The organism is Corynebacterium riegelii, assembly GCF_001263755.1.
GTDB classification, from domain to species: Bacteria; Actinomycetota; Actinomycetes; order Mycobacteriales; family Mycobacteriaceae; genus Corynebacterium; species Corynebacterium riegelii.
The window spans coordinates 812,786-828,374 of the sequence record NZ_CP012342.1 but is presented as its reverse complement, the minus strand read 5'-3'; the positions used below and the strand labels follow the sequence as shown (position 1 = coordinate 828,374).

Here is a 15,589-nt window from a genome sequence, read left to right as displayed (position 1 = left end):
AGGTTTAGGAAGGCCCACAATGTTTTCGTACTCTTCAATTGCCGTTGGCACCGATGGCTCCGCTACGTCCATGGCGGCAGTGCGTGCCGCGGCAAGCCTCGCGCGGGTGTATGACGCGAGCCTGACCATTATCTGCGCGCACTACTCGGCGTCCGGCTCGGTGCTTGACTCCACAAACCGCGAGTTGACGGGCGCGGACGTCGTGACAGAGACCGGCGCCCAGGAGATTCTGCAACGCGCACGCGAGATTGCAGAAGCGGAGCAGGCCAAGGACATCCGCACGGTCTCGCGTGGCGGCCAGCCGGCGGCGGTGCTGATTGAATCCGTTAGCGAATACGATGCCGATCTTTTGGTTGTTGGAAACAAGGGGATGCGTTCGCTCGCGGGCAGGGTGTTTGGCAATGTGCCAGGTAGCGTCGCAAAGAAGGCTCCTGTGGACGTGATGCTGGTGGATACTCAGGCTGAGCTACGCAGCTAGGGACAAACGCGTTACACTTATGCGCATGGCCAACTACTACAACACCATTGTCGTCGGTTCGGACGGCTCGAAGTCTTCCCTCCTTGCTGTTGAGCGTGCAGCCAAGATGGCGGTGGCGTTTGACGCAACGCTGGTTATTGGTACCGCGTACTACCAGTCCGAGGCTGACGCCTCGAAGGCACTGCGCCAGGATTCTGTGACCATTCTTGGTGACGATCAGGCGTTGAAGAACCTGGAAGCCGCAGCTGAACACGCACGCTCGGTTGGTGCCAAGGACGTGCAGACCGCAACGCGCCCGGGCACCCCGGTTGAGGCGCTGATGGCGATTGTGAACGACAACAAGGCAGAACTGCTGGTTGTGGGTAACCGCGGCATCAACTCCCTGACCGGCCGCCTGCTGGGCTCGGTTCCGGCGGACGTTGCACGTCAGTCTGACTGTGACGTGATGATCGTCCACACCGTCACCGAGTAGTTCTTTTTCCCGCTGGGGAGCTAGAGCTCCCCGATAACCGTCAGGGTCTGTGTCGCCCTGGTCACTGCAACGTAGAGGTCTTGCCACCCCTGTGGCGAGGCCTCAACTATTTTCTGTGGCTCCACCACAATCACGTGGTCAAACTCCAGGCCCTTCATGAAGGCCACGTTGCTGCTGTCGATCACGGCCACGGAGCGGCCCTCATCATCGGCAAAACCCGCGGCAACTGAATCCGGGTTCGTGCCGGTGGGCATGAAGCGCACCGGCTCTCCCTGGCGGATACTGGTTTGCTCACGCGGGGTGCCGCCGCCGTGCTCAAGCACTGTGTCGGCGTACGCGATGATCTCCGCAGGGGTGCGGTAGTTCACCGTCAGCTCATGCAGCCTGAAACGGGTGTTCACGAACGGCTCCAGGGCGCTGGCCCAATCGTCAACACCTGCCGGCGCAGATGTCTGCGCCGTGTCACCAACCAACGTCATCCAACGGCTCGGGCAGCGGCGAAACACCATCCGCCATTCCATGGGGGAGAGCTCCTGGGCTTCGTCCACAATCACGTGCCCGTACGCCCAGGCCTGGTCCGCGGCGGCGCGCTCCGCGGTAGAACGCGTATCCGTGGCGCGCTGGCGGCTGGCCAGCGTTTCGGCGTCAATGACGTCGGTGGCAGAGAGGATCTCGGCCTCAAACTGGTCGTCATCATTATCCGTGGCTTCAGAGGAGGCAAGTACATCCAAGGCCTCCTCCGCCTCAGCCACCTGCCTGCGCCAGGCCTCTTCCTCCGCGCGGCGCTCTTCCTCCGGGTCCACCGTGCCAACGATTACAGACAGCTCATCTATCAAGGCCGTATCGGACGGCGTGAACGGGCTGCCGGCTGGGCGGTAGAGGGCTTCGCGCGTGTAGTCGTCATAATCAAACGCCACCTCAGCAATACGCTCGTGGCTAGAAAGCAGCTCGCCGAGCACCTGAGTGGGACTCAGAATAGGGAAGGTGTCCTGGATCAAACCAAGCACCTGCGGGTGCTCTGCAAGATCATCGTGCAGCTGGTCCACATCGGCAGCGGAAAGCAGGTTCGCACCACCCAGCGGGTCCTCACCGATGCGTGTGGCCAACGCCTGCGCCAACCGCTGCGTTAAGTCCTCCTGGTAGACGGCGCGGGCCGCGTTGTGGGGTTTGCGGCTGCGCCGCGCACGGGTTCGCGATGCCTTGATCATGGCCGGGGTGGCGTGGATACGCACACCGTCGATATTCAGCTCAACCGGCTCATCAGGCACGACCTGATAGGCCTGCACCGCACGGCGCAGGATGGTCACCATCTCCTCGGAGCCCTTCACCTCGCGGGCACTAAACGGCTCCTCGTGGGTACCCGGCGCGAACCCCGGGACCAAGTTTTCCAGGGTGCTTAAGACCACGCCGGTCTCACCCAGCTCCGGAAGCACGCGAGAGATGTAGTCCAAAAAGGTATCGTTCGGACCAATAATGAGCACGCCCGTGCGGCTGAGTTGCTCGCGCCAGGTGTAGAGCAGGTAGGCCACGCGGTGCAGCGCAACGGCAGTCTTGCCGGTGCCGGGGCCACCCTGGACAACCATCACACCGCGCGTTGGGTCACGGATAATGTCGTCTTGCTCGCGCTGGATGGTCTCCACGATGGATTGCATGTGTCCGGTACGTGCGGCGTCCATCGCTCGGCGCAACGCAGCTTCAGACCCGACGTTGGCCGCTTGGGTCTCAAGCGCAACGTCGTCGCCAGAAAGCACCTCATCATCCACAGCCGTGACCGTGCGCCCGCGCATGCGGATATTGCGACGCATACGCACACCCTCCGGGTGCGCAGTGGTTGCCAGATAGAACGGCCTGGCCTGTGGTGCGCGCCAATCTAGCAGCAGCGTGCGGTAGTTATCCTCACGATCCACCAAGCCCAAACGGCCGACGTACCTGCGATCAACGCCTGCCACACCCGGTACCGGATTATCCGGGTCCTCATCTTCCACATCCACGCGGCCAAACACCAAGCCAACCTCTGCTACGCCAAGCTGATCCAGCTTGGCGTTCAACGCGTGGTACTCGGTTTCCCGTCGCACCAGCGCATCTGAGTCCGGGTTGTCCGGGTCAACGTCCGCCTGCACCGCAGCGAGTTTTGCGCGCGCGGCATCCACCTCCGCACCCAGATGGGAAAAGAGGACGTCGGCGTGGGCTTGTTCCTCAACAATCTTCTCTGGGCTCATACACAGCAAAACGGCCCCGCAGCCCGGAATATTCCGGGGCGGGGCCGCTCGTTGCGTCAGACCAAGGGGAGCGGGGGATTAGCCCAGCTTCTTCTGTGCCTTCTTCACAAGCTTCTTCGCCTGCTTTTCAGCCTTGTTGGCACGCTTCTTCCACTTGCGCTTCTGGCGCCAGGACGGAGCAACATCCAAGTTGTCCCATGCGTCCTGCAGGCTATCTACGGCCTCCTGCGCCTTGTCCTGCAGCTTGGCAGCAGACTTCTTTACCTTGCGCTTAGCACGGAACTTATCCAGGGTGGACGGCCCCAAGTCATCCAGGGAAGCCTGCAGGTCGCTCACCACGGAGTTGACCTTGCGCTTTGCTTTGAACTTCTCCAGCTTGGACGGGGTCAGCTCATCGAATGCGTCCTCGGCCCAGCCCTTCGCGTCATCCACAAGGTTGTTCACCTTGCGCTTTGCCTTGAACTGATCCAGCTTGCTCGGCTTCAGGTCCTTGTAGTTGTCCTGCAGCTCATCGGTTGCGTCCTCCAGCCAGTCGCTGGCGTTGGACAGGAAGTGGGAGGTCTGCTTGCGAGCATCGCCGAAGAGGTCCTGAGCAGCACTACCGGCGCGGTTTGCGGCCTTGGCCCAGTCGCCCTTGTTGTCCTCAATGTAATCGCCGACCTGCTCGGTAGCGTCACTAAACCAGTTGCTTGCCTTGTGCAGCGCCTTCTCAGTCTCAGACTGGGTGGGCAGTGCCTGCTGGACATTCTTCTTAGCCACGCGAGCAGCGTTCTGCGCACGCCACTTGATGTCCGGCTTGCCAGCGGTGTCCACCGATGCCAGCAGCACGCCGCCGGTCAGTGCCAGATCAGTCAGGGCACCTGCGCGGCGACGCAGCTTCTCATCCTCATCATCGGTGTTCCAAAACGCGTTGCGGCCCACCAGGGAAGCCGCAGACGTTGCGGTGAGCAGTGCAGCGGCGGTGCGCGGCAGCTTGCCAATGGCAAACAGGGAACCAGCGCCGGCCTTCACGCCGCCAACGATCTGTGCTGCGGTCTCCGGATCCTGCGGCAGGAAGGAGCGGTACTGGCGCGGCACTGCGGCACGCACCTGCTCAAGCACGCTTGCAGCGCTCTCCTTGTTGCTGGACGGGTTCATGACGGTCTTAGCACCATCAATGATGAACACCGACGCGAGCATTGGGCGCGCGATCTTGCGGATCATCTTCTCATCATTCCTTTTCGTTCAAAATTGGATCAAAGTTGAAAGTGTGCCTCCCACTGTAGACAGCTACCAGCGGCGCTGCCACCATTCATCCAAGCTGCCACGCTCAGCGCCAACGGTGGTGGAGGTGCCGTGGCCTGGGTGGATAATCGCGTCGTCCTCAAACCGGTCAAAGATCTTGGCCTTGACGTCATTGAACAGTCGCACAAAGTCACCCTCGGAGGCGGTCTTGCCCAGGCCACCTGGGAAGACGGAGTCACCCACAAAGAGGTGCATCTCACCGTCAATCTCCACTGCAATGGCAACCCCACCCGGGGTGTGTCCGCGCAAAATGGCTACCGGGATGCGGTGGCCAGCGAACTCGATGTAGTCGCCGTCATCCAACTCCTTATCCACGGGCGCTGGCAGTGCTGGGGCGTCCAAGTGCGACGCCCAGTGGGTTGCCCCCGTCTCCGCCAGCACCGCCTCTAAAGCGCGGACGTGATCGTGGTGACGGTGCGTAGTCAACACATCCGTAATACGCACACCTGCGTCTTGGGCCATGGTGAGCAGGGCTTGGGGGTTATCGGCAGCGTCGATAAGCAAACCCTGCCCCTCGGAAGCCAAGAGGTAGCAGTTGTTATCCATGCTGGAAACAGAAATCTGGTGGAGTTGCATAGCTGCCAGCGTAGCTGCTCGGAATAGTTTCTAGCCGGGAGAAGTTGGTAGGTTCAGGGGGTACGGACTCTGAAAGATAAAGGACACACGTGGCTGAAAAGCTGACAGTGCGCGGCGCGCGCCAACACAACCTCAAGGGCATTGACATTGAGCTGCCCCGAGACAAGATGACGGTCTTTACTGGACTGTCCGGCTCGGGAAAGTCCTCGCTAGCGTTTGACACGATCTTCGCGGAAGGTCAGCGGCGCTACGTTGAGTCACTGTCCTCATACGCGCGTATGTTCCTCGGCCAGATGGACAAACCTGATGTGGATTACATCGACGGTTTGAGCCCGGCTGTGTCTATTGACCAGAAATCCACCAACCGCAACCCGCGCTCCACCGTGGGCACGATCACCGAGATCTATGACTATTTGCGTCTGCTCTACGCGCGCGCCGGCACCCCGCACTGCCCGGTGTGTGACGCGGTGATTGAGCGGCAAACGCCGCAGCAGATCGTGGACCAGATCCTTGCTCTGGAGGAGCGCACCAAGTTCCAGGTGCTCGCCCCGGTAGTGCGCAAGCGCAAGGGTGAGTTCCAAGACCTGTTCGCGGACCTGGCTGCGCAGGGTTACTCGCGCGTGAACGTGGACGGTGAGACCTACCAGCTGTCGGACCCGCCCAAGCTGGAAAAGCAGATCAAGCACACTATTGACGTAGTGGTGGACCGCCTCACCGTCAAAGCCAGCCAGAAGCAGCGCCTGACTGATTCTGTGGAAACAGCGCTGAAGCTGGCAGAAGGGCTTGTAGGCTTCGACTTTGTTGACCTGGATGCGGACGATCCGGACCGCGTGCAGATCTTCTCGGAGAAGATGGCCTGCCCGAACGGCCACAAGCTGCACGTGGAGGAATATGAGCCGCGCGCGTTCTCCTTCAACTCACCGTTCGGTGCCTGCCCGGTGTGCGACGGCCTTGGCGTGCGTAAGGAGGTGGACATTGACCTGGTGATTCCGGACCCGGATGCGCCGGCGGTGGATGCGTTCCAGATCTGGAACTCCAGCCCGAACAAGGGTTACTTCACCAAACTGATTGAGGCATTGGCGAAGGAAGAGGGCTTTGATGCGCACGCGCCGCTGAGCTCGTTGACCAAGACGCAGCAAAAGCACTTGGTGCATGGCTCTCCAACCAAGGTGAACGTTCGCTACAAGAACCGTTACGGCCGCCAGCGTTCCTACACCGCTGCCTACGAGGGTGTGGTGGGCTACATCGAGCGCAAGATGGAGCAGGCCGAGACAGACACGCAGAAGGACCGCTTGCTGGCCTACACCCGTGAGGTGCCGTGCCCAACCTGTGAAGGCACCCGTCTGAAGCCGGAGATCCTGGCGGTGCGGCTTGCCTCCACCACGCATGGCGAGAAATCCATCGCGGGCTTGACCGAGCTTTCGATTGAGGACGCCTCGCAGTACCTGGACAACCTGGTCCTGGGCTACCGCGAGGAAATGATTGCAGGTGCCGTGCTGCGCGAGATTCAGGCGCGTTTGCACTTTCTTATCGACGTTGGCTTGAACTACCTCACCCTGTCCCGCTCCGCCGGAACGCTTTCCGGTGGTGAGGCGCAGCGCATTCGCCTTGCCACCCAGATCGGCTCCGGCCTGGCTGGTGTGCTCTACGTGCTGGATGAGCCCTCCATTGGCCTGCACCAGCGCGACAACCAGCGCCTGATTAAGACGCTGAAGAAGCTGCGCGACTTAGGCAACACGCTTGTTGTGGTCGAGCACGATGAGGACACGATCCGCGAGGCCGACTGGCTCATCGACATCGGCCCGCGCGCCGGCGAGTACGGCGGCGAAGTGGTCTACCAAGGCGCGCCGGAAGGCATTAAGAAGGCGAAGGACTCGATTACAGGTGACTACCTGAGCGGTCGCAAGAAAATTGAGGTGCCTGCTCAGCGGCGCGCCGTGGATAAGCAAAGAATGCTCAAGGTCATCGGTGCGCGCGAGAACAACCTGGACAACGTGACTGTGGATCTTCCGCTAGGTGTGCTGGTGGCGGTGACCGGCGTGTCCGGCTCCGGCAAGTCAACCCTGGTCAACCAGATTCTGGCGAAGACGCTGCAGAACCAGCTCAACGGCGCACGCCAGGTGCCGGGGCGCGTGAAGAAGGTCGAAGGCCTTGAACACCTGGACAAGCTAGTGCAGGTGGACCAGAGCCCGATCGGGCGCACGCCGCGCTCAAACCCGGCAACCTACACGGGCGTGTTTGACAAGATCCGTACCCTGTTTGCGGAAACGCAGGAGTCCAAGGTGCGCGGCTACAAGCCGGGGCGCTTCTCCTTCAACGTCAAGGGCGGGCGCTGTGAGGCGTGTCGTGGTGACGGCACCATCAAAATCGAGATGAACTTCCTGCCCGATGTTTACGTGCCTTGCGAGGTCTGCGGCGGCGCACGCTACAACCGCGAAACCCTTGAAGTGCGCTACAAGGGCAAGAACATCGCAGAAGTGCTGGACATGCCGATCTCTGAGGCGGCCGAGTTCTTCGAGCCGATCACGTCCATTCACCGCTATTTGCAGACGCTTGTAGACGTCGGCTTGGGCTACGTCCGCCTCGGCCAAAGCGCCACCACGCTCTCCGGCGGCGAGGCCCAGCGCGTGAAGCTGGCCGCCGAGCTGCAGAAGCGCTCCAACGGCCGTACGATCTATATCCTCGACGAGCCGACCACTGGCCTCCACTTCGAAGACATCCGCAAACTCATGCTGGTGCTCAACGGCCTTGCGGATAAGGGCAACACGGTGCTTGTGATTGAGCACAACCTTGACGTAATCAAGTCCGCAGACTGGATTGTGGACATGGGTCCTGAAGGTGGCTCCGGCGGCGGCACCGTGGTTGCCCAGGGCACGCCGGAGGACGTGGCTCGGGTGGAAGGGTCATTTACCGGCGAATTCCTCCGGCCTCTGGTGTAGCTGCGGCTGTAGTTGTGGCTGCGGCTTTTGCTGCGGCTGTTGCTCACCGGGCTCTTGCTTGCGCTGCGCGCCCTTCGCCGCGACGGCGATAAGCAGGAGGCCAGACACGATAAACGTGAGCACGCGTGGAATGCCGTCGAGTGCCGCCATATCGAAGAGGACCAGTTTCGCCGTAGCCACAATCGCAATGATCAGGCCAGCGGTGCGCTCGCTCTTAGCATCCATGTTGTGGGCGCGGTTGCTGGCGCGTTTGACCAAAAGCCACGCCGCGAGCGCCATCCACGAGATGGACACGATCATGTGGCCGACGTAGAAGGCGCCCTCGTGGCCTTCGTAGTTGTGCGTTGTCGAGTTGTAGGTACTCGGGCTGATGAGCTCTCCAATTGACTGAGTGATGGTCACTACAGCCACCATCTCCAGGAGTAGGCCGTAAGCTGCGAATGCTTTGTGTGCTGTGCCCGAAAGGACCTGCCGGAGCCCCGGTAGGGCAATGCAAACGACGAGCAGGACTGCCAGCGCGACACCCATCGCCAGATACTGCGGTGCCGCCAACAGTGGAAGCAGTGGATTGAGTGCTGTAAACAACGCGTCCCACACGCCAGCCAACACCATGATTGCCCACGCGGCGAGCACTGGGACTGTGCGCACAGGCACCCTCGTGGTGAGGAACACCACGGCACTGGCCATTACAAGGAGGGTGAGCCTAGGAACCCACGATGTCCAGGGGCTGAGGTTGTACGCGTCGTGGTAGATGAGAAACAGCGGCAGGAATGTAAAGGGCAGCACCATGAACCAGCCGGTAATCAGCCAAGAGTTGGCTGGTTGCTGGGCTGCTTGGTTGGCCTTTTGCCTGCCTGGTCTGCCGCGACCGACGACCGTGACCAGATACGTGACGGCAACAGCGACGGCTACGAGGATCCACCGGGCGACGTCTTCAAGCATCATGTGCGACAGCAACAACACGAGCGCGGGTGCCACAACGCCCGCGGCAACCGTCATGCGTGGAGTTGCCGGATACGGCCTAAAGAACAGCTCGCCCACGACCAGCAGCACGACCCCGACGAGAGGGATGACAACCGCAGCGTTGATGAGCTCTGCCTCTGTGTAAGGGCCGGAGATGAAGTCTCCAAGCACCATGACCAGCCACGTCTGCCACGCAAGCAGCAGCCCAGCCACCGTGCGCACGATAGTGAGCATGCGTGGCGACGCCTGCCTGCACATCCACCACGTCATCAAGACCACCAAAACCGGTGGCACGAGGACAAGAGCATTGGCGAAGGCGTACTTCGTAATCAACGTGCCTGAGTAGAAAACAAGGATGATGCACATGGCAACAACCAGGCGCAGGTTGTTGCGCCACTTAGCCAGGGCGAGATACCCAGTCCACAACAGGATGAACGCGAGGACGACCGCATCAGGCAACACCCAGTTCTGCACCATGCCGACATAGAAAAGATCCAGCGAAAGGATCAAAAACGACGTCACGTACAGCGCCATCACGCCAGCATTGGTGCCTTTGCGCACATCGAGCCAGATGCCGATACCAAGTAGGATCACGGCAAGAAGCGCAGCACCCACCGCACGGCCGACCGGGCCGAGGAGCCCGGACTGGATCGCCAGGGCAATGCCGAGGCATGCGCCAACAAAGGTGATAACTGATCCGATAATCGCCGCCCAGCGCATAATCCGCTGCTCCGTGGAAAGCTGCGGACGTTCGTGCATGGACGCTGAAACACGTTGCCGCAACGAGGGCTTCTGCGGCGGCTGTTGTTGAACTATCGGTGCCGGTTGTGGCGGAGCTGGCGTCATCTGCGGCACCGGTTGCGGCATTGGCTGCGCTGCCGGTTGCGGCGCGGCAGCGGGGGATGAGGTCAGTTGGTTGAGGTTGGACGTGATGGCGTCGATAAGCATCTGCGAATGTGCGGTGCTTTGGCGAAGCTCATTGAGTTGACGCCGAACGTCGTCAATGATCTGCTCTCGGGGGTGCGACATAATGGGGCCTCCTAAATAGCTGTCTATATTCTTAGACTGGTTTTGAGACCAAAAGGTTTCCCCGACGCGCAAATTTATCCGATTGTGACAATGACGGCGTGTGGTGATTTGGTGATGGGGCAGGGAAGTGTTAGTGTCTATGGCACTACCGCCCAAAGCGCCTCCTCCAGGTGCCTGGGCTGCAAGTGGAGTTACTCCCACCCCAAGCCGCCGGCATCACATGCCGGAAGGATACGGGTCTCGGTAGGGCACTACACCTTGGGGTGACGTGTCTGATGAGGAGAACTCCCGCCGTGCACCAGCACGAGCGGGGATTTTTTGTGGGAACACACCACCTGCAGCAGTGGTAGCGACAACGTTAAACCTTTTAATAAGGAGTGTTCTCATCAGCGCTGAAGCTCGTATTAATGAACGGATCCGGGTCCCCGAGGTTCGTCTCGTCGGCCCGTCCGGCGAGCAGGTAGGCATCGTCCGCACGGATGACGCCCGCAAGTTGGCCTACGAAGCCGACCTCGACCTGGTTGAGGTTGCACCGAACGCCAAGCCGCCCGTGTGCAAGATCATGGACTACGGCAAATTCAAGTACGAGCAGGATCAGAAGGCCCGCGAGGCCCGCAAGAACCAGCAGCAGACCGTGGTCAAGGAACAGAAGTTCCGCCCCAAGATCGATGAGCACGACTACCAGACCAAAAAGGCCAACGTTGAACGCTTCCTGGAGAAGGGCAACAAGGTCAAGGTGACCATCATGTTCCGTGGCCGCGAGCAGTCGCGTCCGGAGCTGGGGTACCGCCTCCTTGAGCGTCTCGCCGACGACATCGGAGAACTTGGCGTGGTGGAGTCCCGCCCCAAGCAGGACGGCCGCAACATGACCATGGTCTTCGGGCCGGCTCGCAAGGGCAAGAAGTAGCACGATCACAATCTGAAGGGCTTTTACCATGAAGCAGAAGACCCACAAGGGCACCGCAAAGCGCATCAAGGTTAATGGCAAAGGCAAGCTGCGCCGTGAGCAGGCTGGTAAGCGCCACCTCAACGAGAAGCTGTCCTCGAAGCGTCGCCGCAAGCTGTCCGGCACCACGGACGTTGCACCGGCTGACGTTAAGCGCATGAAGCGCCTCCTCGGCATGTCCTAAGCACTGCCTGTTTCCATCTACCCCACGAATTAAGACAAGGAAGTATGACTCATGGCACGTGTTAAGCGTTCAGTCAATGCCAAGAAGAAGCGCCGCGCGATTCTGAAGTCCGCGAAGGGCTACCGTGGCCAGCGCTCCCGCCTGTACCGCAAGGCGAAGGAGCAGTGGCTGCACTCCCAGACCTACGCGTACCGCGATCGCCGCAAGCGCAAGAGCGAGTTCCGCAAGCTGTGGATCCAGCGCATCAACGCTGCAGCTCGTATGAATGACATCACCTACAACCGTCTCATCCACGGCCTGAAGTTGGCCGAGGTTGAGGTGGACCGCAAGATCCTTGCTGAGCTTGCAGTCAATGACTTCGCAGCGTTCTCCGCTCTTTGCGAGGTTGCGAAGAACGCCCTCCCGGAGGACGTCAACGCTCCGGTTGAGGCTGCCTAGGAGCCTTCCGCTTAACGACGCGCCGCGTGCCATTCTTTGGCCGGCGCGTCTTTTGCGTTTTCCAGGGGTGTTTTCGTGGCCGCCGTTGGCTTTCGGCGGAGTCTCCGCTCGCAGCCAGCCCGTGTGTCCTTGCGCAATCCCCTGACCAGCGCATTCACGCCAGTCACACCAGCCTCATTGCAAACATTTTGATTTGTTACGGATGTGACTAAGAAACCGCAGGACGCTGAAAGATTTCGCATTTGTTTTCAGTCGCCGTCACTGCCTACATCTTGGCAGCGACTATCTGCGTGAGTTTTTCCACGAGAACCCAGAGAGTTGCCGATGAAAACCTCAACACCTGCCAACCCAAGGCTGCAGACTCTAAGTTGATCGCGGTGTCTTTGTGACGCCGCTCGTGTTCCCAGTGATGTGCGCCGTCATACATGAGGCCAATCTTGAGTTGGGGCAGGGCTAGGTCGAAGCGGGTGATTGGCTTGCCGTGGGCGTCGGTAAGCAGAAGCTGCTCTCGAAGTTCTAGCTGAAAGCTGCAGGCAACCTCGAGCGCGAGAAGTCGCATTTCGGTTTCTTTCGGGGATTCTGCGAGTGGGGATGAGGCCATAAGCACGTCCACGAGCCATGGCAGGCTGATGCGCTCCCGGCTTGCGCGCAGAAGATCGATGGGGTCGACCTTGATGAAGTGGCGTGCGGCGTCTACAAGCTGGACAGCACGAACGAACTCTGCAGACAATCCAGGCACCTCGACGATGGGCCAGCGAACCTCCCCAGAACGCACCTGCGTCAGCGCCTGACACAATGCCACCGCGGGTGGAGCTGCCTGCAAAACCAAGCCAAGGTAACTGAGTTGCCAGATTCCCTTTGGTTCGCTACGGAATAGCGCAGGCGTCAGACTCGTTGCGAGTCTCTTTTTCGATATCGCCGGTCCAGTCAGGTACGTGTCGGCATAATCCGTGAGGTATTTCATCCCGTAAAGCGCCAAGGCTGCAAATCCAGTTGCACTCAACGATGGGTTAGCAAGTAGGTGGGCGATCGCTCGGTGTAAGCCAGGCACTTGGTAGTGCACCTGCCTGGGATGATGCCGTTGGGCCAGGCTCGCTACCGCTGCAGGTACCGCGTCGCTGGTATGAATCAGATACTGGTCATTCGCATATAAGTACTCGCTTTCTGATAGTGATTGGGATGCGGGATAGAGCTTCGGCGGCGGGTTCAGCGTCATGCCGTTAAAAACGTTCATGCATCTTTAGACTGCGCAGACCTGCCCGCGGTTCCCGGATGAACCGAAGCCAGCACCAACGCAGTATTCTTAACTGCCATGTCCCTTGACTTTGATCAGCCTTTTACTGAACGCACCCCGCGGGTAGTTAACGCCGCGAAGTTGAAGCGCGCTGCCGGCAGGAAGAAGGCGAAGAGGTTTTTGGTGGAGGGGGAGAACGCCGTGGAGGCGGCGGTGGCGACGGGTGCCGCGACAGACCTGTTTGTCACTCAGGCGGCCGCCGAACGTTTCGCCGAGATTGTCACGACGGCCGGCTACATGGATGTGTTCACCCACGCGATCAATGACAAGGCCGCAGATCACCTCGCCGACGCGGTGACCAACACCGGCATTTTCGCGGTGTGTAAGCCGGTGTTGTGGACCATTCCGCAGATTCTCAAGGGCAGGCCCCGCCTGGTTGCGGTGTGTGTGGAAACCAACGACCCAGGCAATGCGGGCACGATCATCCGCCTGGTGGATGCGCTCGGTGCGGATGCGGTGATTTTCGCTGGTGACACGGTTGATCCGGAGTCGCCGAAGGTGGTGCGTTCCACCGCTGGCTCGCTCTTCCATGTCCCTGTCGCGCGCGACCGTGACATTCACCGTGTCCTCAGGCAACTCAGGGCTTCAGGCTTATCGACGCTCGCGACAACCCCCAACGGCGCCCTCAACCTCGCCGAACCCGGGGAAGCTTTGAACACGCCCACCGCGTGGCTGTTTGGCAACGAGGCCCACGGACTGCCGGAAGACGTCCTGGCTGCCGCTGACGACACTGTCACCATTCCCATTGCGGGGTCCGCTGAGTCTTTGAACCTTTCGACGGCGGCGTCCATTTGCCTGTGGGAGTCAGCAAAGGCGTTGAGCGAGGCCTAAATTCCGCTATCCTCTGCCTTATGGCAGGCGCTGGTGAAAAAGGGGCTGGGGTAGTACTCCTTTTCGGCATGTTCCAGGTGGTGTTGGGGAGTACCTTGCCGTCTGGCCTTTACGCCATTTATGAACGCGAATGGGATCTTTCGCGGGTCCAGACAACACTCGTCTTTGCCTCATACGTTGCTGGCGTGCTGTTCAGCCTTATCTTTCTCGGTAGCATTGCGGACCGGTTTGGTAGGAAGCCGGCGATTCTTCTCTCAGTCACGCTTGGTGGGCTGTCAAGCATTGCGTTTTTGGTGGCGACGGGACTTCCGTGGCTGGTGATCGCTCGACTACTCAGTGGGCTGTCCGTGGGCCTGTGTACAGGGGCGTTCACTTCTGCTTTGGGTGACTATTACGGTCGCAGTCACGGTTCTGCGCTGAGTGCGGTCGTGACCTCGGCGGCACTTGCCTTTGGGCCGCTCGCTTCAGCGCTTTTGGCCGTAACTTTGCCGATGCCGTTGCGTGTCCCCTTCATCGTGCATCTGATGTTGCTCGCGATTGTTCTGATCGGATGCTTGCGGATCCCAGCGGTATCCGCACCTCGTGGGCATGCCGCACTGTCGTCTGGGGGTGTAGCTGGTTTATTCCCCACAAAATCTGCTCTGCTTGTGTTCCTCTGTAGCGCGTCTGTCATCGGCTGGGCGTACGGAACAAATGGCATGTGGCAGTCTGTGGTACCGCTTTCGCTGTCAGTGGTTGACAGTCAACTGCAGATTGCCAGCATTACCGCGTTGATGCTGGGGGTATCGGCGGTCGCGCAGTGGGTAACCCTGAAGCAGCAGCCGAAGGCAATCCTTCCGTTCGGGCTGGTGATCCTCGCTTTTGGTCTTGCTGCCGCAGCTTATGGGGTAAAGACGCAATTGGTCTGGCTCCTCATTGCGGCAACCGTGCTCGTGGGGGTGGGGCAAGGCATTGCTTTTAGAAGTTCGCTCGGCCTTGCTGCCAGCAGCGCCTCGCCGCATAAACAGGCCACGGTGATTTCGCTGTACTACATCTTCGGCTACCTTATGACCGCTGGCTTGCCTCTGCTCACAAACATCAGCGGAGTTATTCCCGTTCTCTCTCTTTTGATGGTTGTGACGGTGGCTAGCCTTGTCGCAACCCGCTTAGTTGTGAAGTGAATGGCACAAAACACCAGGGAACCTAGCTACCGCCGCGGCGCTGTGTTTTTGGGAATCCTCCAAAGCCTTCGGGGAGCATGAGGCTTGAGATCGTCCACTGCGTGCCGGGGTAGGTGGTTGGGGTGGTTTCGTTCAGGCATTCCTCGGTTGTCCTGTCTTCGGTGCGGCGTTTGAGGAAGAGGCCGTTGGCGTCTGCAAGCGACTGGATCATGCGTTCCTCATCCTCGCCGAGACCGTAGAACACTACGGTGAAGTCTTCCCTCAGCTCGATCAGGATGTTGCGGCTTTGGATGTAGACATAGGTGCTTGTGAGAAGCTCGCTCTTTAGCGTGTCGCGGATCAGGCGATCAACCTTCTTCGCGGAGGCTTCTTTTCCCTCTTCGCTTTCCAAGATGACCGATGGGTATTCCTCATGTTTATACCAGTAACCAGGGACGATGTCGATGTAGTCAGCCCACGTGTACACGGCGGTGAGGACGATAAACGCGTAGCGGTCAAGAAACCGCGGCATGTAATTGCGCTCTACGTAGAAGTAGTAGTGGAGAAAAGACTCGCTCATGCCCACAAACGGCACGACGTCCAACGTGTGCGCCGTTGGGTCGCAAAACAGTCGCTCGATGTTGGCCCACGTGGCGTCTGGAAGCCGTTCGTCTCGAAGCTTCTGCAGCTTTTTTCGCTGCTTCCTGCTCAGCTTTTCTCGGCCCAACTTGTTCTTGCCCATAGGTCGCACGGTACAGGCGTACGCCACAACTTATCCTCCTAAGAGACAGCGGCAT

14 protein-coding genes are annotated in these 15,589 nt (G+C 59.9%); 8 read left to right on the top strand and 6 right to left on the bottom strand.

The features are described from left to right. Positions 1-19: 19 nt before the first annotated feature. Positions 20-478 carry a universal stress protein gene (locus AK829_RS03975; protein WP_052204470.1) on the top strand — a complete coding sequence of 153 codons (459 nt, stop codon included), beginning with the start codon at positions 20-22 and terminating at the stop codon, positions 476-478. A gap of 25 nt (positions 479-503) precedes the next feature. After that, the gene (locus AK829_RS03970; protein WP_052206366.1) at positions 504-950 is read left to right on the top strand and encodes a universal stress protein; all 447 of its coding nucleotides are present in this window, start codon (positions 504-506) and stop codon (positions 948-950) included. Between the two features lie 20 nt (positions 951-970). Here AK829_RS03970 and AK829_RS03965 read toward each other — a convergent pair whose 3' ends face one another. The 3 genes from AK829_RS03965 to AK829_RS03955 form a co-directional block, all read right to left on the bottom strand. Further along, on the bottom strand, positions 971-3,169 hold the full coding sequence (locus AK829_RS03965) for a HelD family protein (RefSeq protein WP_052204468.1): 2,199 nt from the start codon (positions 3,167-3,169) through the stop codon (positions 971-973). Positions 3,170-3,247: 78 nt separating this feature from the next. After that, positions 3,248-4,372 (bottom strand): DoxX family membrane protein, encoded by a 1,125-nt coding sequence (locus AK829_RS03960; RefSeq protein WP_052204467.1) that lies wholly within the window; start codon positions 4,370-4,372, stop codon positions 3,248-3,250. Positions 4,373-4,438: 66 nt separating this feature from the next. Continuing rightward, on the bottom strand, positions 4,439-5,029 hold the full coding sequence (locus tag AK829_RS03955) for an MBL fold metallo-hydrolase (protein WP_052204465.1): 591 nt from the start codon (positions 5,027-5,029) through the stop codon (positions 4,439-4,441). Between the two features lie 89 nt (positions 5,030-5,118). Here AK829_RS03955 and uvrA point away from each other — a divergent pair, with 89 nt between their 5' ends. After that, on the top strand, positions 5,119-7,968 hold the full coding sequence (gene uvrA / locus AK829_RS03950) for an excinuclease ABC subunit UvrA (protein ID WP_052204463.1): 2,850 nt from the start codon (positions 5,119-5,121) through the stop codon (positions 7,966-7,968). Here the strand turns inward: uvrA and AK829_RS03945 are convergent. After that, positions 7,933-9,960 (bottom strand): DUF2339 domain-containing protein, encoded by a 2,028-nt coding sequence (locus AK829_RS03945; protein ID WP_052204461.1) that lies wholly within the window; start codon positions 9,958-9,960, stop codon positions 7,933-7,935. The genes uvrA and AK829_RS03945 overlap by 36 nt on opposite strands. 343 nt (positions 9,961-10,303) lie before the next feature. Here AK829_RS03945 and infC point away from each other — a divergent pair, with 343 nt between their 5' ends. From infC to rplT, 3 genes are read left to right on the top strand one after another with little or no spacing between them, the layout of a single operon-like run. Then, positions 10,304-10,867, top strand: a complete 564-nt coding sequence (gene infC, locus AK829_RS03940) for a translation initiation factor IF-3 (protein WP_083278946.1) — start codon at positions 10,304-10,306, stop codon at positions 10,865-10,867. 28 nt (positions 10,868-10,895) lie between these two features. After that, the gene (gene rpmI / locus AK829_RS03935; RefSeq protein ID WP_052204458.1) at positions 10,896-11,090 is read left to right on the top strand and encodes a 50S ribosomal protein L35; all 195 of its coding nucleotides are present in this window, start codon (positions 10,896-10,898) and stop codon (positions 11,088-11,090) included. 51 nt (positions 11,091-11,141) lie between these two features. Beyond that, a complete protein-coding gene (gene rplT / locus AK829_RS03930) occupies positions 11,142-11,528 on the top strand; it encodes a 50S ribosomal protein L20 (RefSeq protein WP_052204456.1) in 387 nt (128 codons plus the stop codon). Positions 11,529-11,793: 265 nt separating this feature from the next. Here rplT and AK829_RS03925 read toward each other — a convergent pair whose 3' ends face one another. Then, a complete protein-coding gene (locus AK829_RS03925) occupies positions 11,794-12,762 on the bottom strand; it encodes a hypothetical protein (protein WP_052204452.1) in 969 nt (322 codons plus the stop codon). Between the two features lie 78 nt (positions 12,763-12,840). Here AK829_RS03925 and AK829_RS03920 point away from each other — a divergent pair, with 78 nt between their 5' ends. Together AK829_RS03920 and AK829_RS03915 are read left to right on the top strand one after the other, a co-directional pair. Next, entirely contained in the window at positions 12,841-13,653 is an 813-nt protein-coding gene (locus tag AK829_RS03920; RefSeq protein WP_052204450.1) for a TrmH family RNA methyltransferase, read from the top strand. 20 nt (positions 13,654-13,673) lie between these two features. Next, positions 13,674-14,813 carry an MFS transporter gene (locus AK829_RS03915; protein ID WP_083439738.1) on the top strand — a complete coding sequence of 380 codons (1,140 nt, stop codon included), beginning with the start codon at positions 13,674-13,676 and terminating at the stop codon, positions 14,811-14,813. 22 nt (positions 14,814-14,835) lie between these two features. Here AK829_RS03915 and AK829_RS03910 read toward each other — a convergent pair whose 3' ends face one another. After that, positions 14,836-15,534 (bottom strand): hypothetical protein, encoded by a 699-nt coding sequence (locus AK829_RS03910; RefSeq protein ID WP_052204445.1) that lies wholly within the window; start codon positions 15,532-15,534, stop codon positions 14,836-14,838. Positions 15,535-15,589: the final 55 nt, after the last annotated feature.

Excerpts from the sequence above, each read along its gene's own strand:
- AK829_RS03975 (WP_052204470.1), top strand. The coding sequence starts at position 20 with ATGTTTTCGTACTCTTCAATTGCCGTTGGCACCGATGGCTCCGCTACG.
- AK829_RS03970 (WP_052206366.1), top strand. The coding sequence starts at position 504 with ATGGCCAACTACTACAACACCATTGTCGTCGGTTCGGACGGCTCGAAG.
- AK829_RS03965 (WP_052204468.1), bottom strand. The coding sequence starts at position 3,169 with ATGAGCCCAGAGAAGATTGTTGAGGAACAAGCCCACGCCGACGTCCTC.
- AK829_RS03960 (WP_052204467.1), bottom strand. The coding sequence starts at position 4,372 with ATGATCCGCAAGATCGCGCGCCCAATGCTCGCGTCGGTGTTCATCATT.
- AK829_RS03955 (WP_052204465.1), bottom strand. The coding sequence starts at position 5,029 with ATGCAACTCCACCAGATTTCTGTTTCCAGCATGGATAACAACTGCTAC.
- AK829_RS03945 (WP_052204461.1), bottom strand. The coding sequence starts at position 9,960 with ATGTCGCACCCCCGAGAGCAGATCATTGACGACGTTCGGCGTCAACTC.
- rpmI (WP_052204458.1), top strand. The coding sequence starts at position 10,896 with ATGAAGCAGAAGACCCACAAGGGCACCGCAAAGCGCATCAAGGTTAAT.
- rplT (WP_052204456.1), top strand. The coding sequence starts at position 11,142 with ATGGCACGTGTTAAGCGTTCAGTCAATGCCAAGAAGAAGCGCCGCGCG.
- AK829_RS03925 (WP_052204452.1), bottom strand. The coding sequence starts at position 12,762 with ATGAACGTTTTTAACGGCATGACGCTGAACCCGCCGCCGAAGCTCTAT.
- AK829_RS03920 (WP_052204450.1), top strand. The coding sequence starts at position 12,841 with ATGTCCCTTGACTTTGATCAGCCTTTTACTGAACGCACCCCGCGGGTA.
- AK829_RS03915 (WP_083439738.1), top strand. The coding sequence starts at position 13,674 with ATGGCAGGCGCTGGTGAAAAAGGGGCTGGGGTAGTACTCCTTTTCGGC.
- AK829_RS03910 (WP_052204445.1), bottom strand. The coding sequence starts at position 15,534 with ATGGGCAAGAACAAGTTGGGCCGAGAAAAGCTGAGCAGGAAGCAGCGA.